13 protein-coding genes are annotated in these 20,527 nt (G+C 41.7%); 6 read left to right on the forward strand and 7 right to left on the reverse strand.

Translation table 11 applies throughout. The features are described from left to right. Positions 1 to 75: 75 nt before the first annotated feature. Positions 76 to 915 carry an MBL fold metallo-hydrolase gene (locus ACNURT_RS09235; protein WP_419701485.1) on the reverse strand — a complete coding sequence of 280 codons (840 nt, stop codon included), beginning with the start codon at positions 913 to 915 and terminating at the stop codon, positions 76 to 78. 236 nt (positions 916 to 1,151) lie between these two features. Beyond that, complete coding sequence (gene lpdA / locus ACNURT_RS09240; RefSeq protein ID WP_419701486.1) at positions 1,152 to 2,543, reverse strand: dihydrolipoyl dehydrogenase; 1,392 nt, start codon at positions 2,541 to 2,543, stop codon at positions 1,152 to 1,154. 363 nt (positions 2,544 to 2,906) lie between these two features. Between lpdA and ACNURT_RS09245 the strand changes: the two genes are divergently transcribed. Next, positions 2,907 to 6,254 carry a carboxypeptidase regulatory-like domain-containing protein gene (locus tag ACNURT_RS09245; RefSeq protein ID WP_419701487.1) on the forward strand — a complete coding sequence of 1,116 codons (3,348 nt, stop codon included), beginning with the start codon at positions 2,907 to 2,909 and terminating at the stop codon, positions 6,252 to 6,254. Positions 6,255 to 6,369: 115 nt separating this feature from the next. Here ACNURT_RS09245 and ACNURT_RS09250 read toward each other — a convergent pair whose 3' ends face one another. The 3 genes from ACNURT_RS09250 to ACNURT_RS09260 form a co-directional block, all read right to left on the reverse strand. Beyond that, positions 6,370 to 7,059 (reverse strand): sterol desaturase family protein, encoded by a 690-nt coding sequence (locus ACNURT_RS09250; protein WP_419701488.1) that lies wholly within the window; start codon positions 7,057 to 7,059, stop codon positions 6,370 to 6,372. A gap of 155 nt (positions 7,060 to 7,214) precedes the next feature. Next, the gene (locus ACNURT_RS09255) at positions 7,215 to 8,393 is read right to left on the reverse strand and encodes an AIR synthase related protein (RefSeq protein ID WP_419701489.1); all 1,179 of its coding nucleotides are present in this window, start codon (positions 8,391 to 8,393) and stop codon (positions 7,215 to 7,217) included. A 312-nt stretch (positions 8,394 to 8,705) separates the two neighbouring features. Beyond that, a complete protein-coding gene (locus tag ACNURT_RS09260; RefSeq protein ID WP_419701490.1) occupies positions 8,706 to 10,880 on the reverse strand; it encodes a glutamine synthetase III in 2,175 nt (724 codons plus the stop codon). An 826-nt stretch (positions 10,881 to 11,706) separates the two neighbouring features. Between ACNURT_RS09260 and ACNURT_RS09265 the strand changes: the two genes are divergently transcribed. From ACNURT_RS09265 to ACNURT_RS09275, 3 genes are all read left to right on the forward strand, one after another. Further along, entirely contained in the window at positions 11,707 to 13,329 is a 1,623-nt protein-coding gene (locus ACNURT_RS09265; protein ID WP_370994697.1) for an ammonium transporter, read from the forward strand. A gap of 211 nt (positions 13,330 to 13,540) precedes the next feature. Beyond that, positions 13,541 to 14,578: a porin gene (locus ACNURT_RS09270; RefSeq protein WP_370994696.1), complete on the forward strand. Its 1,038-nt coding sequence runs from the start codon at positions 13,541 to 13,543 to the stop codon at positions 14,576 to 14,578. Between the two features lie 245 nt (positions 14,579 to 14,823). Further along, entirely contained in the window at positions 14,824 to 15,417 is a 594-nt protein-coding gene (locus ACNURT_RS09275) for a DUF4468 domain-containing protein (protein WP_419701491.1), read from the forward strand. A gap of 491 nt (positions 15,418 to 15,908) precedes the next feature. On the opposite strand, the gene ACNURT_RS09280 is transcribed toward ACNURT_RS09275, so the two are convergent. Next, positions 15,909 to 17,216 carry an ammonium transporter gene (locus ACNURT_RS09280; protein ID WP_370994694.1) on the reverse strand — a complete coding sequence of 436 codons (1,308 nt, stop codon included), beginning with the start codon at positions 17,214 to 17,216 and terminating at the stop codon, positions 15,909 to 15,911. Positions 17,217 to 17,542: 326 nt separating this feature from the next. Further along, positions 17,543 to 17,899: a hypothetical protein gene (locus ACNURT_RS09285; protein ID WP_370994693.1), complete on the reverse strand. Its 357-nt coding sequence runs from the start codon at positions 17,897 to 17,899 to the stop codon at positions 17,543 to 17,545. 441 nt (positions 17,900 to 18,340) lie between these two features. Here ACNURT_RS09285 and ACNURT_RS09290 point away from each other — a divergent pair, with 441 nt between their 5' ends. Together ACNURT_RS09290 and ACNURT_RS09295 are read left to right on the forward strand one after the other, a co-directional pair. After that, positions 18,341 to 19,174: an energy transducer TonB gene (locus tag ACNURT_RS09290; protein WP_419701492.1), complete on the forward strand. Its 834-nt coding sequence runs from the start codon at positions 18,341 to 18,343 to the stop codon at positions 19,172 to 19,174. Positions 19,175 to 19,667: 493 nt separating this feature from the next. After that, positions 19,668 to 20,525, forward strand: coding sequence for a helix-turn-helix domain-containing protein (locus ACNURT_RS09295; RefSeq protein ID WP_419701493.1), 858 nt, complete (start codon positions 19,668 to 19,670; stop codon positions 20,523 to 20,525). Positions 20,526 to 20,527 lie beyond the last annotated feature (2 nt).

The raw sequence follows: 20,527 nt of genomic DNA on the forward strand, positions 1-20,527 counted from the left end.
AATTGTTCGTTTTTGCATTATTAATTGTTTAAACCTGCAAGCGGTATGATTTTTGTGGCATTCCTGAAATACCTATTAAATATCACTTAATTTAAACGCCTCTTTTAGCCTTGGTCCCCTTTCTGTTTGCTGCAATGTACAGCATTCATTAACAGGATCGTGTTCAAAATACAAAATATAATTCTGTTCTACGGCTTCGTTCAAAAATAGTTTCTTTTCGCCCAAAGTTTTAAGCGGAAACATGTCATAAGCCATCACATAAGGGAGCGGCAGGTGCCCCACAGATGGCAGCAGGTCTGCCATATATAGTATCTTTTTGTCTTTATAACCAATCAATGGCAGCATCATGGCATCGGTATGGCCATAAACAAAACGTATATGAAAGTTTTCTGTGAATTGTACGCCGTCCGTACTATCCACAAATTGTAATTGGCCGCTTTGCTGTATGGGCAGTATATTTTCTTTCAGGAATGATGCTTTTTCGCGTTCATTGGGGTTTACTGCCCACTCCCAGTGTTGGGGGTTGCTCCAGTAAACAGCATTTTTAAAGGCCGGGGTCAGGTTATCACCATCGCGTATCACCGCGCCGCCAACATGGTCAAAATGTAAATGGGTTAAAAATACATCGGTAATATCGTCACGGTGAAAGCCAAGGGCCGCCAGCGAACTGTCTAAAGTGGCAGTGCCATGCAGATAATAATGGCTGAAGAATTTTTCGTCCTGTTTATTGCCGATGCCGGTGTCGATCAGTATCAGCCGTTTGCCATCCTCTACCAGCAGGCAGCGCATGGCCCAGGTACACAAATTATTATCATCGGCAGGATTGGTTTTGATCCAGATGGTTTTAGGCACTACGCCAAACATAGCGCCGCCATCTAATTTAAAAAAACCGGTATCTATTGTGTGGAGTTTCATGTTTTAGTTCATGGTTGATGGTTCATAGATCATGGTAGTCGGTAGGGAAGCCATATCATCAAAAGCTAAAATAACACAATCTTTTTAAGTTGGTGTGTGGATAGTTCAAGTTTTATGATCAGATAAAAAGAAAATCGCCATAAATTAAATGTTATGCATTCATTTTATGACGATTAAGAATAATAACAGATCTGATTTCAGCTATGAACCATTAACCATGATCTATGAGCTAAAAATTACAAGTGTATACACTCACCGTAAGCTTCGGCAGCAGCTTCCATTACGGCTTCGCTCATTGTTGGGTGCGGGTGTACCGATTTAATGATCTCGTGACCGGTAGCTTCCAGTTTGCGGGCGGTAACTACTTCGGCAATCATTTCGGTAACGTTATAGCCCAGCATGTGCGCGCCCAGGAACTCGCCGTATTTGGCATCAAATATCAGTTTTACAAAACCATCTTTGGCTCCGGCAGCGCTTGCCTTACCCGATGCCGAGAATGGAAATTTACCAACCTTAATTTCGTATCCGGCTTCTTTAGCCGCTTTTTCGGTATAACCTACAGAGGCTATTTCCGGTGAACAATAAGTACAACCCGGGATGTTGTTATAATTTAACGGCTCAGGGCTATGACCTGCAATTTTCTCTACGCAAATGATGCCCTCGGCCGATGCTACGTGTGCCAGTGCCTGACCTTTTACGATATCGCCAATGGCATAAACACCTTCCACATTGGTACGGTAAAAATCATCAACCAGCACCTTGCCTTTATCGGTTTTTACTCCGGTTTCTTCCAGGCCAATACCCTCAATGTTAGTGGAGATACCAACGGCTGACAATACAACCTCGGCCTCCAGTACTTCAATCCCCGATGCAGTTTTAACGTTTACTTTGCAAAGTTCACCGCTGCTGTCAACAGATTCCACATTGGCGCTGGTCATAATGGTGATGCCTTGTTTTTTCAGGATACGGTTCAATCCTTTTGAAACTTCTTCATCCTCTAAGGGAACAATGTTATCAAGGTACTCCACCACGGTAACTTTAGTACCTATGGAGTTGTAGAAATAGGCAAATTCGATACCAATAGCGCCGGAACCTACAACCACTATTGATTTTGGCTGTTTGGGTAATGACATGGCCTCGCGGTAACCAATTACTTTTTTGCCGTCCTGTTTCAGGTTTGGCAATTCGCGTGAACGACCGCCTGTGGCCACAATAATATGTTTAGCGGTGATCTGTTTAGTTGAGCCATCAGCGGCTTTTACTTCAACAACACCTTTTGATTTTAATTTACCAAAACCAAGTACTACATCGATCTTGTTTTTCTTCATTAAAAACTGAACGCCTTTGCTCATGCCATCGGCAACACCACGGCTGCGTTTGATAACCGATTCAAAATTTACCTCGCCGTTGCCGTTTACGTTAATGCCATAATCGGCAGCATGATTGATATACTCAAACACCTGCGCGCTTTTTAATAAGGCTTTAGTAGGAATACAGCCCCAGTTAAGACATATACCGCCTAATGATTCTTTTTCAATGATGGCCGTTTTTAAACCAAGTTGGGAAGCGCGGATTGCTGCTACGTAACCACCCGGGCCTGATCCTATAACAATTAAATCGTAGTCCATATTTTTAATGATGTATAATTTAAATTTTCGCTTTGTACGGATTAAAGCTAAACCGTGTTGTTAGCACCGGCCTTAATTTTAATTGGCCCAAAGCTAAGTAAAAGGGCTGAAAAGCAAAAATGGAATAAGGCACCCCGTAGGCATCGTGTTATTATTTACAATTAAATGCCATTTACCGGATTAAGTGTACGGATTATTATAAATATTATATAATATCTATCAATTTACTTGTAATTAATGTTATGTATGAATGAAAGTGTTGAAAAATATATAATAATTGTTAACATAAAATTAACATTGACAATCAGGCTATTACTTATCTTTGCGGCTAATCAACAGAAAGTATAATTAAAAAAGCAATTTATGAGGAAGCCTTTACTTCTTTTATTATTATTGGCCGGTTTTATGTTCCTTAACAGGAATGCCTTTGCACAGGGTGTAACAACAGCCAGTGTAAACGGTATTGTTACCGATGCCAAGGGTGCCATTCCGGGTGCTACCGTAACCATTACCCACGTGCCAACGGGTACTGTATACTCTACAGTAAGCCGTGCAGATGGCCGTTATAACATCCCAAACTTAAGAGTAGGTGGTCCATACACCTTTAAAGTAAGCTTTGTTGGCTACAAAAACTTTGTTCAGGAAGGTATCACCCTTTCCATCGGTCAGGATCAAAAGATCAATACCAAACTGGAGGATAATCTGACTGCATTAAAAGAGGTAGTAATTACCGGTTCGCAAGGTAAAGTGATCAACTCATCACGTACCGGCGCGCGCGAAACTATCAGCCGCCAGCAAATTGAAAACCTGCCTACTGTGGCCCGTTCATTACAGGATTTTACCAAATTAACTCCTTCTGCAAACGGTTTAGCCTTTGGTGGTCGTAGCAGTAACTTTAATAACGTTACTGTTGACGGTGCATTGTTCAACAACTCTTTTGGTTTATCAGGTACTTTAGGCGGACAAGCCAGTTCACAGCCTATATCATTAGACGCGATCGATCAGATCCAGGTTGATATTGCCCCTTATGACGTACGTCAGGGTAACTTTACCGGTGCAGGTGTTAATACCGTAGTAAAATCAGGTACTAACCAGGTAAAAGGTACAGCTTACTATTATGGCCGTGGTGTAAGATTAACCGGCTACCATGCGGGTACAACTAATCTTCCTATCACCCCATTTGATTACCATACTGATGGTGTTGCCGTTGGTGGCCCGATCATCAAAAATAAATTATTCTTATTCGTATCAGGTGAGCAGGAAAGAGTTAGCGCGCCACCAGCAACCGCTTATGTTGCCGGTCGTCCGGGTTTAAGTGGTGCAAACGTTTCAAACGTTCAGGCAAGTACTTTGGATGCCCTTAAAACTAAATTGGCAAGCTATGGTTATGATCCGGGAGCTTATGAAAACTATGTTTACAGAACTTCAAGTAACAAATTAACCGCTAAATTAGACTGGAACATAGACAAGAATAATACCTTGAGCGCCAAATATTTCTACTTAAAGTCATATAAAGATCAGCCTGCAAGTAACTCTGGTATTACCAATGCTGGTGTAGGTTACGGTACAACCCGTACTCCTGGTCAAAATACTTTACCTTTCTACGGTTCGGGTTATACCATTAACAATAACTTTAATATTGGTATAGTAGAGTTGAATACTCGTATCAGTAACTCTATGTCCAATAAACTTACAGTGGGTTATTCAGCACTGAGAGATTATCGCGCGTTTTTAGGAAATGGTTCATTACCAATGGTTGATATTGGAAATGGCTCTAATATCTATAATGAGGCTGGTGTACTTACAGGCTCAACTACAGCTTCAGCTACTGCCACCAGTTTTGGTTCTGAGCTTTACACTGCCGGTAACTTGTTAAATACTAACATCTGGCAGTTTGCTGATGACTTTACCATTTATTCAGGCAAACATGAGTTTACTTTCGGTACCAGCAACCAGATCCAGAGTTACACTAACGGTTTTGCTCCTGATTATAACGGTTTATATACTTATAACTCGGCCGATGACTTTATTAAGGGCTTGCCTGCACAGGCTTATACCTTACGCTATTCGGCCGTAGGCAGCGGGTTTCCATTCGCTAAGATCAAAGCATCTATCTACAGCGTATATGTACAAGATAAATACCATGTTACTGATAACTTCAGGTTAACTTATGGTTTAAGGGCCGATTATAACGTATTCCCAACTTCATTGGCACCTAACGCTAATGCAGCAGCGCTTACTTTCCAGGGAGGTACACATGTGGATGTATCTAAACTGCCAAAAAACAGGGTACAACTTTCACCTCGTGTAGGTTTTAACTGGGATGTAAATGGCGATCAGTCTACCCAGGTACGTGGTGGTTCTGGTTTATTTACCGGTCCGGTACCATTTGTGTGGATATCTAACCAGGCTTCAAACAACGGGTTGTTATTTGGCGCAAATACTATTGTAAATGGTGTTAAAACAAATACTCCTGAACAAAACCAGCAGTTAATATTTAACCCTAATGTTAATGCCAACCGCCCTGCTGCCGGAGCTGCCAGTACATCTTATGAATTAGATGTTGCTGATCCGAACCTGAAATATCCAAAGATATGGAGAACCAACTTAGCTGTTGACCAGAAATTACCTGGTGGTATTATCGGTACCATCGAAGGTGCTTATACCAAAGATATTCGTGCCATTTATCACCAGAACCTTGTATTGTCTGACGGCTTTAGCACACTTCCAGGTGTTGAAGGTCAAATTCAGTACGACTCTAAAAACACTACGCCGGCAGCTGCTAACTCGACTGCTCAAAACCCATCAATTACCGGTTTATATTATATGAAAAACACCAACAAAGGTTTCTCATACTTTGTTACCGGTCAGTTACAAAAAAGCTTTACTAATGGCTTTGCCGCCAGTGTAGCTTATACTTACACCAAATCAAAAGATGTTAATGATGGCGGTTCAACTGCTGCAACCATCTGGAACACCCGTTATGTTGCCGGTAACCCCAATGCAGATAACCTGTCAAACAGTACATATGTGCAGCCAAACCGTATCATCGCAACCGTATCATACCGTAAAGAGTATGCTAAAAACTTAGCTACCACTATCGGTTTAGTATTTGAAGCATCAAACAACGGTGCTCAATCATATATTACGGCCAATGACCCCAATAATGACGGTGCCACCAACGATTTGATGTACATTCCTAAAACTCAAAATGATCTTATCCTGGTTGCAGCCCCTAAGGCACAAAACGGAACTTTAGATACACGTACACCTGCTCAGATCTGGACTCAGTTAAACAACTTTATTAACCAGGATTCATACCTGAGCCAACACAGAGGTCAGTATGCTCAAAGGAATGGTGCTATATTGCCTACTTATAAAAGACTTGACTTACACTTTGCACAAGACTTTTATGTAAAAGCAGGCAAAACCAAAAACACCATTGAAGTTACTTTTGATGTAATTAACTTTACTAACCTGTTGAACCGTAACTGGGGTAATTACCAGGTATCAGCAATTAGTGGTAATAACTTTGGAGCAGCAACTGTGTTAAGGTATATGGGTAAAGATGCTACTACAGGTAAAGCTACTTATTCATTCCCTTATCTTGATGCCAATAACCAGATACCTGTTACCAACTCATATAAAACAGATATCAGTCAGTTCTCTCGTTTCCAAGCTCAGATCGGTGTTAGATATATATTTAACTAATCCGTTTCTTTCCTGAAACAGGGATATAAAAGAAAAAGACCGGCCAATTTGGCCGGTCTTTTTCTTTTTATCTGGAAATCCTTGCTCCTTGTTCTCCAAATCCTTACTCCCAAAATCATCCTTTATAAGTTCCAAAAATCTTATCCCAAATGTTGGTATAAAAGCCGTAATTGTGATGAATATCCGAATGATGCCGGTGATGAAAGGAAGAGGTGCCTAAATATTTAAAAGGCACCGTATTTCTGATACCTGCCGGAATAGGCTCTATCCCTAAATGCCCCATGATGCCAAAAAATACATTAACGACGAGGTAAATAAAGACAGCATATAAGTTAAAGTTGAATAATACGATGATCATGATCCATAAAGTGCCAAAGCCTACTGTTTCGAGCGGATGCAATACAAACAGGTCAATAGGGATAGGATCTGCATAGTGATGATGGAATTGGTGAATGGCTTTATACAATACAGAACGGTGTATGGCGTAATGAAACAGGAACATGGCCAGGTCCATCAACATAAAAAGCGCTAAAAAATCAAAAATTATGCGCCAGGATACGGAATAACTAAACCGGATATAGCCATGTTGCCATAGCCAGAAGCCTGCGTAGGTTATAACCGTATTAATTACGTTGGTTAAAATACAAATGAATACTTCCTGACGGGAAGCGGCTTTAATAGGCTTGTGGTTTAATTTGAGTACCAACCAGCCAAATAGCAAAGCCAGTAAGGTAACCAGCAGATTCTCAGCCAAAAATATCACCCAAAGGTTAAAGGATGATTGTGCCAACAGGAACCTGAGCATAAGCGGGGGAATATGTATGTTGTTTAGGAGTCAAGATATAAGAGGCAAGATGCAAGAAAAATAACAGTAGTTGGTAGTTTTTAAAACGCAACCTTTGAAACATGGTGTTATGTGCAGATAATTTTCCTGTCCTGATTCTTGACTCTTGATTCTTATTAGTATTCAAATACCCCGAATTCTGATGTTACGGTTACTTTTTTGGTATCAGCTTTTTCAACGCGACCGATGATCTGAGCAGCTACACCAAAGCTTTGGGATATAGCTATCAGCTCGGCGGCTATTTCCTGGGGTACATAAAGCTCCATGCGGTGACCCATATTGAAAACTTTGTACATTTCCTGCCAGCTGGTTTTTGATTCTTCCTGGATGAGCTTAAACAACGGAGGAACCGGAAAAAGGTTATCCTTAATGATATGCAGATTATCAATAAAATGCAGCACTTTGGTTTGCGCGCCGCCGCTGCAATGTACCATGCCATGCATCTGGCTGCGGTAAGCATCGAGCATTTTTTTAATGATGGGGGCGTAGGTACGGGTAGCGCTCAATACCAGTTTACCTGCGGTAATACTTTGTCCATTGCCAATATCAACCAGATCAGTCAGGTTTTTACTGCCGCTGAAGATCAGTTCATAAGGAATGGCCGCATCATAGCTTTCCGGATATTTATCGGCTATGGTTTTGTTAAATACATCATGACGGGCAGATGTAAGGCCGTTAGAGCCCATGCCGCCGTTATATTCTTTTTCGTAATTGGCCTGTCCGTAGCTGGCTAAACCAACTATCACATCGCCAGGTTGAATGCGGTGATTGGATATCACATCCTCCCGTTTCATCCGACAGGTAACGGTGGAATCGACAATGATGGTACGCACCAGGTCGCCCACATCAGCGGTTTCGCCGCCGGTGGAGTATATGCCAATGCCTGCATCACGTAATTCGCTCAATATTTCTTCGGTACCATTAATAATGGCGGCAATCACCTCGCCGGGTATCAGGTTTTTGTTGCGGCCAATGGTTGATGACAGCAGGATATTATCAATAGCGCCTACACAAAGCAGGTCGTCCAGGTTCATGATAATGGCATCCTGCGCGATGCCGCGCCATACAGATATGTCGCCGGTTTCTTTCCAGTAAGTATAAGCTAAGGATGATTTGGTACCCGCGCCATCAGCATGCATAATATTACAGTACGCGTCGTCGCCGGTTAATATATCAGGTACAATTTTACAGAAGGCTTGGGGGAAAATACCTTTGTCGATATTTTTTATTGCATTGTGTACATCATCCTTGGAGGCAGATACGCCACGTTGATCATAACGTTGTGAAGAAACCATGGCGCAAAACTAATTATTTTAACACGAATTGCACGAATTTTAGCGAATTACACGAATTGTGCGCGCGCTGTCGACTCACCCCGCCCACGCTTCGCTGGGCGACCCTCTCTCCCGCTTTGCTGCAAAGAGGGTAGGGAACTTTTTTCAAATTCCCTCTTTACGCCAAAGGCGGAGAGAGGGATGTCGAGCATACCGATGACAGAGTGAGTCGACACCGCGTGCTGATCCGAATAATTTTAAACGAAAAGGAGTCAGCCATGGCCGACTCCTTCAAAAATTAGTGGAATTCGTACTAATCAGTGTAATCCGTACTTATTTTATAAATAACAGCTCCCTGAATTTTGGCAGCGGCCAAAGGGTGTCATCAACCAGTTGTTCCAGTTTATCTACATGGTAGCGGATAGGCTGGAAGAATGTTTTTACCTTTTCGTCATAATCAATGGCGCGTTGGCGTAAGTCTTCGATCACGTTGGCTTTTTTGCGCTCATTAACCATTTGTTCTACATTGGTTTTAATAAAGTTCACGTGCTCGGATATCTTGTTAATAATATCCAGTTGTGCAGCGTAAGTGGTATCGGCCAAACCAAGGTCTTTAAGCCCTTTTACATTCTCGATCAGTTTAGATTGATAGGCAATAGCCGATGGGATGATCACATTGAGTACCAGTTCGCCAATAACGCGGGCTTCTATCTGTAGTTTCTTATAAAAGGCATCCAGCAAAATTTCATGGCGGGCATGTGCTTCGCGTGGAGTAAATATGCCGGTTTCTGCAAAAAGGATATCTGTTTTTTCAGAAAGCATAGCATCCAATGCCTTTGGCGTGGTTTTTTCGTTTGCTAAACCTCTTGCCTCTGCCTCTTTTTCCCAAGCCTCGCTATAGCCGTTGCCCTCGAAGCGGATATTTTTCGACTCTTTGATGTATTTTTTGATCACCATTAATAAGGCCACATCTTTTTTCTCGCCTTTTTTGATCAGCTTATCTACATCATACTTGAATTTTTTAAGCTGATCAGCCACAATCAGGTTTAATACTGTCATCGGGCTGGCAGAGTTTGCTGATGAACCAACGGCACGCAGCTCAAACTTGTTACCGGTAAAGGCAAAAGGCGAGGTACGGTTGCGGTCGGTATTATCAGGCAATATTTGCGGTATTTTAGGAATACCTTGCCATAACAGGTTATCTTCTTTGATCTTTTTACTGATCCTCGATGTTTCTATCTCATCCAGTACATCATTCAGCTGGCTGCCCAGGAAAATAGAGATAATAGCAGGAGGGGCCTCATTAGCACCTAAGCGGTGATCGTTATTTACCGAAGCGATAGATGCACGTAACAGATCGGCATGTTCATAAACCGCTTTGATGGTATTTACAAAGAAAGTGAGGAACATCAGGTTGTTCTTAGGCGTTTTGCCTGGCGACAACAGGTTTTTACCCGTGTTAGTTATTAACGACCAGTTATTGTGCTTACCCGAGCCATTGATGCCGGCATAAGGTTTCTCATGCAATAATACCTTAAAGTTATGTCGGCGGGCAACACGGTCCATCAGGTCCATTAACAATTGGTTGTGGTCAATGGCCAGGTTTATTTCTTCATAAATAGGAGCACACTCAAATTGCGAAGGTGCAACCTCATTATGGCGTGTTTTTAAAGGTATCCCTAATAATAATGCTTCAGCTTCCATATCCTGCATGTAAGCATATACCCGTTCAGGTATGGATCCAAAATAATGATCTTCCAGTTGCTGGTTTTTGGCAGATATGTGGCCAAACAAAGTACGACCGGTTAAATACAGATCGGGACGGGCATTAAATAAAGCGATATCAACCAGGAAATACTCTTGTTCGATACCTAATGATGCGTTTACTTTTTCAATGCCTTTATCAAAATAATGACAAACATCTACAGCGGCCTTATCTAAAACGCTTAATGCTTTTAATAAAGGTACCTTATAATCCAGGGCCTCGCCGGTGTAAGATACAAATACGGTTGGTATACATAAGGTACGTGCCATCAAAAATGCAGGTGACGATGGGTCCCAGGCAGTATAACCACGGGCCTCAAAAGTATTGCGGATGCCGCCGCTCGGAAAGCTTGAAGCATCAGGCTCCTGTTGTGCCAGGGCATCGCCCGAAAAACGTTCGATAGCGCCCCCGTCGGCGGTGGGTTCAAAAAAAGCGTCATGTTTTTCGGCGGTAGTGCCGGTAAGCGGCTGAAACCAGTGCGTATAGTGCGTTGCCCCTTTACCCAATGCCCATGATTTCATGGCAGCGGCAATTTGCTCGGCCAGGTCGCGTGGAATTGGTTCACCTTTTTCAATAGAGTTAATAATTCCCTGGTAAGCCTCGGTAGAAAGGTACTCCTTCATTTTCTTTTTATCGAAAACATTGGCGCCAAAGTAATCTGAAATTTTTGAAGAAGGTGGTTTCACTTCCGGGATGGTCCTGCCCAGGACGTCCTGTAGTGCTTTAAATCGGATGTTAGACATAAGATATGCGGTTTAAATAAAGGTCAACTTTCAAAAATAGAACTATCATTTAAAATATACACAAAAATTAAAGGAAATATGATATAAGTAGCAAATAATGCAAGTAAAACGCCTTTTTTTCAAAGAAAAACGCGTAACGCCGAATTTATTTCGGCACCCGACAGGATATTTACACTTGTCGGGTCAGGAATTTGCCTGTTATGGAACGTATTTGCAAGTGAGATGCCAAAATATCCGGCATAATCTCCGCCATTTAGCTTTCGTCCCCTTTTCAGCCAATAAAAAACACAATGGGCTTTAAAAAGCAATTGCCCCCCAATCAATAAAAAGTTAGTTGCTGAATATTTCAAGAAAAGTATGGTTTTAATGTGCTGAGCTTAGCTAAAATTGAATTTTTATAGGCTTTTTAGTTGATTTTTGCTCTTAAATACCTAAAAATTGACTTTTTTTCTAAAAAATGCCTCTAATTTTTATGTTGATAGAATTTATTTGGATTTACAAAGAAATAAAATTTCAAAATCATCAATAAATGGTACAAAATTTAGTTTTGATTTACAATTTTCGTAAATATTTCATTTTTTAACGTTATTTTTTTGTTAAAAATTTGTTATTGTTAAAATAACTACATAATTTCAGAAAATAATTTACAGAAACATCATAATTATTGTATTTTTTATAAAAATGTCAATAATTAAAAGACTAAAAGAGGGGATTTGTGAGTGAATGTGGTGTTTTTGTTAAATTTTAAACCTGCAATCAAGCTTAATTAAATAAACAATCAAACTAAATTAAACTTTTAAAAACAATCAAACTAAATTAAAGACAAATGAAAGTAAGTTCAACAAAACACAACCTCCTGAGTGCAGTCCGACAACTGTCACGTGAAAAATGGGCGCTGGGAGCCACCATTTTAACAGGAAAGATGATTGGTTTAGGGTTGGTGCTCGTGGCTATGTTCACTTTACCTGGTCTATTAGGTACATCTGCACACGCTGCCGACACTTATACCGCTCATGAAACAGCACTCATCAATACCGTTAATACGGTATGGACCTTGGTTGCTGCCTTTTTGGTTTTCGGTATGCAGGCTGGTTTTGTGATGCTTGAAGCTGGCTTTGCCCGTAAAAGAGAAACGGTTAACGTTTTAATGGAGTGTATTTTTGATACATGCCTATGCGGGTTATTGTTTTATGCAATAGGTTATGCCTTTATGTTTGGTAACGGTAATGGCTTTATTGGCTGGGGCGGCTTAGGCGCCGATGGCAAAACCATTACTAACTGGTTCTTTTTACAAAATACCCCTGCTACTTATGGCGCAACGGGTATCCCGATCCTGGCACACTGGATATTCCAGTACGCGTTTGCCGATACCTGCTCAACCATTGTATCTGGTGCTATGATCGGTCGTACCAGTTTCCGTGGCGATATATTGTACAGTATAGGTATTACAGGTTTTATTTATCCAATAATTGGTCACTGGGCTTGGGGGCCTGATGGTTTCCTGGCTACCATGGGTACTTCAGGAGTTTTCGCTCACTTAACCGCTCAGCCTTTCCGTGACTTTGCCGGTTCAACCGTGGTGCATACCATAGGTGGTGTGGCTTCATTGGCTGGTGCCATGGTGTTAGGGCCACGGTTAGGCCGGATCTTCGCCCGAGATGATAAAGAAAAAGGCGGATTACCTGCTGGTCATAACTTATTGGTAGCTGCTGTAGGTGGTTTTATATTATGGTTTGGCTGGTATGGTTTCAACCCGGGATCAACCCTGTCTGCAATGGATATGCAGGGAATTGGCCGTGTTGCCGCTAATACTACCCTTGCTGCCTGTGCCGGTGGTTTTGCCGCTATGCTTGCCGCCCTTTGGTGGGGCCCAACAAAAGGCAAGTTCGATCTGGCCTTTACTATCAATGGCTTTTTAGGTGGTTTGGTTGCAATTACCTGTCCATGTTACTGGGTAAGCCCGCTTGGCGCTATTTTGCTTGGCGCGGTTGCCGGCTTCGTGATTTTTGCAGGTGTTTATATTATTGAGTGGTTCCGTATCGACGATCCGGTTGGCGCGGTTTCTGTTCACGGCCTTTGCGGTATCTGGGGCACTTTATCATTAGGTTTATTTGCATCTGGTCAGTTTGGCGCTACAAGCCCAACAGGTGCCGATAATTCGGCCCCGGTTGCCGGTTTATTCTACGGTGGTGGTTTTGGCGTGTTGAAGGCCCAATTCATTGGCAGCTTTGCTATTACAGCTTCGGTTTTTGTGGTAACCTTTATTATGATGTATGTGCTTAACAAATTGCCAAATCCATGGAGACTGCGTGTTGAAGAACATGGAGAAGCTGGTTTAGGTGGTCTTGACGTGTTTGATCACGGTATTGAGGTTTACCCAGCCCAGGAAGAAGAGATCAGCTTAAGCGGTCTTTTTGACAAAGGGGTTAAGTCGACTTCTGAAGTTTAAGACGAATAAATAATAATAAAAAGATCCCTCATGGGGATCGGTAATACCTTGTGTGGTTGGTGTGTGGCTTTAATGTAATGGCATCGCCAACTGCACAGGGATTTTTTATGCCGACAATAAAAGATCCTATAAGGTAATAACTATTTGTATATCAGTATTTTAAATCAAAAAAATTAACAAACCCAATTTTATTAACAATTAAATCGTTATCATGAAAAAAACAGCTTTACTATTATGTTTCTTTTCTATCGCGGCTTTTACAGTGAAAGCACAGGACACCACAAAAACAGCAGCGCCAGATCCGCCGCTAACTATTACCGGATCTGTTGACGCTTATTATAAGTATGATTTTTCTAAACGTGCCAACATACCAACCAGCTTCGCCACAGATCAAAATTCGGTTTCGATAGGTATGATCGATCTTGGTTTGAAGAAAAAGGTAGGGAAAGCATCGTTTGTAGGTGAATTGTCTTTTGGTCCGCGAAATGATCAGTCCATCCCCAACCCAAATTACCACATTCAAAATCTGTATGTGTCTTACGATGTTACCAGTCAGTTTAATTTAACAGCTGGTTATATGGCTACATTTGTGGGTTATGAGGTAATAGCGCCAACAGGCAACTATAACTATTCAACCTCGTACCTGTTTACTAATGGGCCGTTCCAGAACGCGGGTTTCAAAGCCACTTATGCTTTTTCTGATAAAGTGAGCTTAATGGCCGGTATCTTTAATAACTACTGGAATACTTATTCCTCTTTCAGAACAGTAGGCGAGGGCGCCACAACCTCGGGTGATGTGTCAACCTTTGGCGCGCAATTAATGGTTGCTCCGGTTAAAGGCTGGACAGCTTATCTGAACGTATTAACCGGCTCATACTCCGGAACAGAATTTGACCTTACAACTGCCTATCAGATAACCGATGCCTTTAAATTAGGTTTAAATGGCGCTACCTTCTCTGCTCCTAATGATGGCGGCGGCTTTGAAGGCGTCGCGCTTTATCCACAGTATGCGGTATCAAAAGCGGTTAGCTTTGGTTTAAGAGGTGAGTATTTTAAAGTTAAAAAGGATGGTGGCGATGTAAAAGCGATCACTATAACTTCAAATATCAAGGCGGGTCCGCTAACACTGATACCTGAGCTTAGGTTTGATAATAAGAGCGATAAATTCTATGCGCCATTTGTTAACAGCAGCGGTGTATCAACCAATAAAGCTTCGCAGTTTGTGTTAGCTGCGGTTTACGCGTTCTAAAGAAAAAAATAAATTCCAAATCTTTTTATGAAAGCCGTTCCTATTACCGGAACGGCTTTTATCTTTGTTTTCAGGGAGCAAGGATTTTGGGAGTAATGAACAAGGACTTTTGATTAAAGATAAAAGGAATAAAGAGCAAGGACTTTGTCTACTCGGATTTGATTTTTTTTATCCTTGCTCCTTGTTCTCAAAATCCTTGCTCTCAAACAAAAATCCTTGCTCATTTAATTTAATAAAGTATAAAAATGAAAAATATATTGATAGCGCTTGTTTGTGTGTTGTTTGTGAAAAGCGCTTCGGCTCAGACAGATTCGCTGGCTTTTGATGAAAATGACAAGTATATCTACTATCAAACGGTAGCCCAGGAAGGTCTGAGCGCCGATACTTTGTATAGCCGCGGACTTTATTTTTTTAAGTCGGCATACCCCAAAGGCAAACTAAAGCTGTCAACCGCCGATAAGGCCCAGGGTGTGCTGGTGGGTACCAGCGGTTTCTTGGTATCCAAAAAGTCGTTTGTTACCACCCATGAAGATGGGGAGATAACCTACACCCTGCGGGTTGAAGTAAAGGATAATAAATATCGCTACTGGTTTACCGATTTTGTGTATGTGCCGTATCAGCGCAATCGGTATAATGTGTATGAGGCTGTACCGGGTGTTACTATCCCCATGGAAAAAGCCAAAGATAAACTGGATAAGCGCGACGTAACCGAGTTTTTGAACCGCATGCTATTGAATAGCCGTAAAGTAGGAGCTGTACTGAGATCATACATGCTCAAAATATCTGCCCTGCCCAAAGAGCAGAAAAAGATCAATAAGATATCGACGAAGGAGTGGTGAGTGGTGAGTGGTGAGTAGTGAGTAGTGAGTTGTGAGTGGTGAGTGGTGAGTGGTGAGTGGTGAGTGGTGAGTGGTGAGTGGTGAGTGGTGAGTGGTGAGTGGTGAGTGGTGAGTGGTGAGTGGTGAGTGGTGAGTGGTGAGTGGTGAGTGGTGAGTGGTGAGTGGTGAGTGGTGAGTGGTGAGTGGTGAGTGGTGAGTGGTTTGAAAAAATGACGTGCAATTTAATCAAATTCTGAAGATTTTTGAATTATGAAAACGCTTAGCCCTCAAATGGAGTTAATTCTTATTCGGACAAAAAAATTCCGAAAATTCTTTAATTCTATAAATTCGGGTTCAGACAAATAATCCTGCAAATCAAGGTTCAGACAAGCAAATCACTAATTCACTAATTCACTAAATCAATAATTCAATAATTAAAAAAAGCTGCATCTTTAAAAATGCAGCTTTAGTTTTTTCTTGTTGTTTGGTTTGATAGATAGTGTAATGCCGGATTAAAGACCTTCGTCGTGCTGACTTACATCAAGACCGGCGAGTTCTTCCTCTGGACTAACACGTAAAGTGCTGATCATATCTGTGATCTTTAGTAATAATAGTGAGCCAAAAAAAGCAAAGGCCGAAACACCTACCAGCGTAATAAGGTGGATGAAAAATAAATGGGTTTCGCCATAATATAAGCCATTGCCGGTAGTATTACCCGCGTTTACATTTTGATGCGCGAATACACCGGTTAATAACATGCCCACCATGCCGCCTACGCCATGGCAAGGAAATACATCAAGGGTATCATCAATGCTGGTTGATGTTCTCCAGATCACGACAAGGTTACTTACTACAGCGGCCACAATACCGATGATCAAAGAGTGGGGTATGGTTACAAAACCCGCTGCCGGTGTAATAGCTACCAGGCCTACTACCGCGCCAATACAAGCACCCATAACGCCTGGTTTTTTGCCGCGTAATATGTCAAAAAACATCCAGGCCATAGCTGCAGCTGCAGATGCGGTGGTTGTTGTAGCCAAAGCTGTGGCGGCTAATGTACCCGAGCCTAAAGCCGAACCCGCGTTAAAACCGAACCAGCCGAACCACAATAAACCTGTACCTAATAATACATAGCTGATACGTGCCGGTGAATGTGCTTGATCGTTACGTTGTTTTAAATATAATGCCGAAGCTAACGCAGCCCAACCTGCCGACATGTGTACTACCGTGCCACCGGCAAAATCCAATACGCCTTTGCCAAACAGGAAACCATCCGGGTGCCAGGTAGAGTGTGCCAGCGGAGCGTATATAAATATCATGAACAGGCAAAGGAAAATCACATAGGAGTTGAAACGGATACGCTCGGCAAAAGCGCCGGTGATCAAGGCGGGTGTAATTACCGCGAATTTTAACTGGAACATAGCGAATAATACCAATGGTATAGTTGGCGCCAGTTTCCAGGTGGCATTACCCAGTGTACCTTTCATCATAAAAAAGGTACGCGGATCGCCAATAAAACCGCCAATAGAATCGCCAAAAGCCAGGCTAAAGCCAAATATCACCCATATAACGGTAATTACGCCCATACAAACAAAGCTTTGCAGCATGGTTGATAGTACATTTTTTTTGCTCACCATGCCGCCATAAAAGAATGCCAGTCCGGGAGTCATGATTAGTACAAGGGCGGTACTTACTAATAGCCAGGCGGTATCGCCGGTATCAATTTTACTGTCTTTTATAGTAGTGAGGGTAACCGAGGGGTATACAAGCGCAAGTATAATTACCAGGATAAGTACGCCAAAGGGTATGAATTTTTTCATGTTTCGGGTTTAAGGGAGTTTTAATAAAGTTGATAAGTACTGCCTGGTACCCAATCAAAATACCAGGCAGTATGAAGAGTCAAGATTTTAGAATCAAGAGCTAAGAAAACAGCAATAGCTTAATGTTATCCCTGATTTGAAGAATGAACATTCAAACGAAGGATTTTAAAATCAACTATTTTTTTGTCTTGACTCCTGATTCTTGGCTCATGATTCAAATAATCTCCCGGCACCCAATCAAAATGCCGGGGTATTAAACTAAATTTTTAAAAACAATAAAATACCGCTTGCCTAATCAGGGCAGCGGGATAGCATTGTTTTTTCTACTACCAAAAAGCGTGAAACGGAAAAAGGATGAGTTTGCGGAAACGCGACAGCTGACTTGTGCCGCGGCCGCAAGTAAAGGTGATGTATTTGATCCCTATCGAGAAAAAATTGGGACTGTGATCAAAGCCTTGTAATGAATGCGCCCCGCGGTGTTGTTGAATATTGATAACCGGCAGGGGTACATTATTAAGACTGTATTCGTAATTGGATGGGCGATGATTAGGGCTTGCGGTTTTAAAAGAAGCTTTTTTTTCGTTCTGATGATTAATATGGTATGATCCTCCCCGTCCGGATGCTACAAATCCGGAAAAAAGGAAAAAAATTAAGGCAGTAAATTGATAAATCCTGCTAACCATGTTTAAAAGTAGTAAAAAATTAAAATAAACACACTTTTTTTATAAATATTTTAACTTTTTGTTTGTTTATGTAGTAAATATATAAGTAAAGTGTTTTTTAAATTATGCTTTTAATTGAAAATGCAAGAAAAAGTATTCGTATTGATGTTTATATAGAATGTTTGCTCGGTATTTTGAAAAATATCATAATTCCTGGCCGCGGTTAGCGCGAGAAATAAAAGATTTCTCTTAGTTCCTCGTCGAAATGACATTGTTTTTGGGTTAACAATGATTGTTTTCAATTGCTAAATACTTTCAGCAAAAAAGCTCTTATTTGAAAATTTAAATTTTACCGGGTTTGGCGCAGCGTAATACGAATGAAAATTATTTTTAAAATAATTCTTGTTTTGTAAAATATTATATATGTATATTCGTTTAATTAGAAATTTAATTCTGAAAATTATGAGTATTGCCAAATTTGATTTGTACAACGCCGAGTGGCTCGACCTTGTATTTGACCATCGTAACAAAGAGTACGGTGCTTATGATCTGAGAAAGAATTATGGCCGCACCATGGGCAAAGCCATAGGATTTGCCCTTACAGGCGTGGCTATTTTGGTTGTGGCAAGCATTATATTCAAACCCAAAATTGATCATACCAGAATAATCGCAGATATTCCAATAATTGACATGAAGACAATTAAGACGGAAAAAATCATAGAAAAGCCCAAACAGGCTGAACCTGCAAAGCCTGCGGCTCCTGTAAAACCTGCTGCACCTATACAAACAACAGCATTTACAACTCCGCATATTGTTCCAACAGATCCACCGGTTGATCCTCCTGTGATTAAAAATATTACTGGGGCAATAGGTCCCGAAACAGTTAAAGGGCCTGTGGGTGGTGATAATGCTACCGCTAAAACTGAAACGGGATCTGGTGGTAACGGTACTGCGGCTGCAAATCCAGGTATAATTGATGCCAACGAGGGTACACTCGAAGTAATGCCCGAACCGATTGGCGGAGCGGCAGCCTGGGGGAAATTTCTGCAAAAAAACCTTCGCTTTCCGGCTGTTGCGCAGGAACAGGGGGTATCAGGAAGAGTGATCATGAGTTTTATTATTGAGAAAGATGGTTCTTTGTCCAATATCAAAGTTGAGCGTGGCGCAGGGTATGGGTTTGATGAAGAGGCCCTGCGCGTGCTTAAGCTGGCCAAAGCCTGGAAACCCGGTATCCAGAACGGTCAGCCGGTACGGGTACGGTATAATATCCCTATCAATTTTCAGCTAAGTGAGTAATAGGCACTCAAGATAAAGTGGTTGTATAGCGTCTCCGGGGGGACAGAAATCGTTAGATGACCACCGTGGGCAAGCGAATATTTTTCGTTTGCCCTTTTTTTGTTTGTATAAAGTTGTTGTAACTCTTTTTGCGGATGATAGCCCATAGGTAGACATGTATCTCAAATTCTGACGAGCAATAGGATGAAGCATAGCAGACTCACCCGGTCTGCGCTTTCGCTGGACCACCCTCTCTGCGGCTTCGCCGCAAAGAGGGTAAAGAAAAAAAGATTAAAAATCCCCTCTTTGCCCAAAGGGCAGAGAGGGGTGACAAGCGCAGCGACGTCGGGGTGAGTCAATAACGCGCGTTTGATCCTTGCATCCTGCCTACTCACGGACTATTACTCTCAAGAGGGATTAGTAAGCGACCTTTTATCATCGTTTTGTTACAATTACCCCAAAAGCTAAAAAAACCGCCCTACAACCCGTAGCTTAGTGTGAATAAATTGTAAAGATGATACAAATTCCTAAGGATCTGGTTGGTTATCACGCGCATGTGAAGCTGCGCATGTGCGAAATGTATGGTTTTGTTATTGACAAAAAACGGCCTTTCGGCTGTGACGATACCCTGCAAACCATGCATTGCCTCGAAGTGGTTTTAACCGGATGTATCGATGTTTGGTATGGCGGTTATGTGCAACATTTAAAGGCCGGTGATATTCAGTTCAGGAGGCGGGGCAATTACCAGATATTCCCGTCTGATGATTACACCAGCATGCTCATTTTTATGGAAAACGAGTTTGTGGATTACTTTCTGGAAAGTCATGTACCTGAGTTTAGACAGGAAAAACTGAGCGACGATCTGCTACCTTTTATTTTTAAAACATCCGAATTTATAAACGCCAACATAGCACAGGCCATTCACCATATTTTACATCCGCAGGATTACTCGCGTTGCATTGTGAAATTTATAACGCACCAGGTATTGCTTCAAATTTTATCGAACGACAGTTCGAAAACCTTTGTTTCGTTTTTAAAACATATGGTAAGCGAAAATAAGATAGACCTGGCCTATTTTATGGAGCAAAACTTTAACCGGCAGCTTTCATTACAGGATATGGCTAAACTGACCGGTAGAAGCGTGAGTGCTTTTAAAAAGGAATTTACCGAGCGCTTTAATACCACGCCTGTAAAATGGCAGATTAACCGCCGGCTGGAGTATGCCGCCTACCAGCTCAAAAACTCCAACGACTCCGTTTCGAGGATAGCATACAGTAGTGGGTTTGAAAATATCTCGCATTTTTCAAAAGTGTATAAGCAAAAGTTTGGCGCGCCACCCAGCAGCGAGCGTAACGAACCGGTGTTATCATAACA

Source organism: Mucilaginibacter sp. NFX135 (genome assembly GCF_048565145.1).
Lineage (GTDB): Bacteria > Bacteroidota > Bacteroidia > Sphingobacteriales > Sphingobacteriaceae > Mucilaginibacter.

Coding starts and splice junctions, on each gene's coding strand:
- ACNURT_RS09235 (WP_419701485.1), bottom strand. CDS start 915: ATGAAACTCCACACAATAGATACCGGTTTTTTTAAATTAGATGGCGGC.
- lpdA (WP_419701486.1), bottom strand. CDS start 2,543: ATGGACTACGATTTAATTGTTATAGGATCAGGCCCGGGTGGTTACGTA.
- ACNURT_RS09245 (WP_419701487.1), top strand. CDS start 2,907: ATGAGGAAGCCTTTACTTCTTTTATTATTATTGGCCGGTTTTATGTTC.
- ACNURT_RS09250 (WP_419701488.1), bottom strand. CDS start 7,059: ATGCTCAGGTTCCTGTTGGCACAATCATCCTTTAACCTTTGGGTGATA.
- ACNURT_RS09255 (WP_419701489.1), bottom strand. CDS start 8,393: ATGGTTTCTTCACAACGTTATGATCAACGTGGCGTATCTGCCTCCAAG.
- ACNURT_RS09260 (WP_419701490.1), bottom strand. CDS start 10,880: ATGTCTAACATCCGATTTAAAGCACTACAGGACGTCCTGGGCAGGACC.
- ACNURT_RS09265 (WP_370994697.1), top strand. CDS start 11,707: ATGAAAGTAAGTTCAACAAAACACAACCTCCTGAGTGCAGTCCGACAA.
- ACNURT_RS09270 (WP_370994696.1), top strand. CDS start 13,541: ATGAAAAAAACAGCTTTACTATTATGTTTCTTTTCTATCGCGGCTTTT.
- ACNURT_RS09275 (WP_419701491.1), top strand. CDS start 14,824: ATGAAAAATATATTGATAGCGCTTGTTTGTGTGTTGTTTGTGAAAAGC.
- ACNURT_RS09280 (WP_370994694.1), bottom strand. CDS start 17,216: ATGAAAAAATTCATACCCTTTGGCGTACTTATCCTGGTAATTATACTT.
- ACNURT_RS09285 (WP_370994693.1), bottom strand. CDS start 17,899: ATGGTTAGCAGGATTTATCAATTTACTGCCTTAATTTTTTTCCTTTTT.
- ACNURT_RS09290 (WP_419701492.1), top strand. CDS start 18,341: ATGAGTATTGCCAAATTTGATTTGTACAACGCCGAGTGGCTCGACCTT.
- ACNURT_RS09295 (WP_419701493.1), top strand. CDS start 19,668: ATGATACAAATTCCTAAGGATCTGGTTGGTTATCACGCGCATGTGAAG.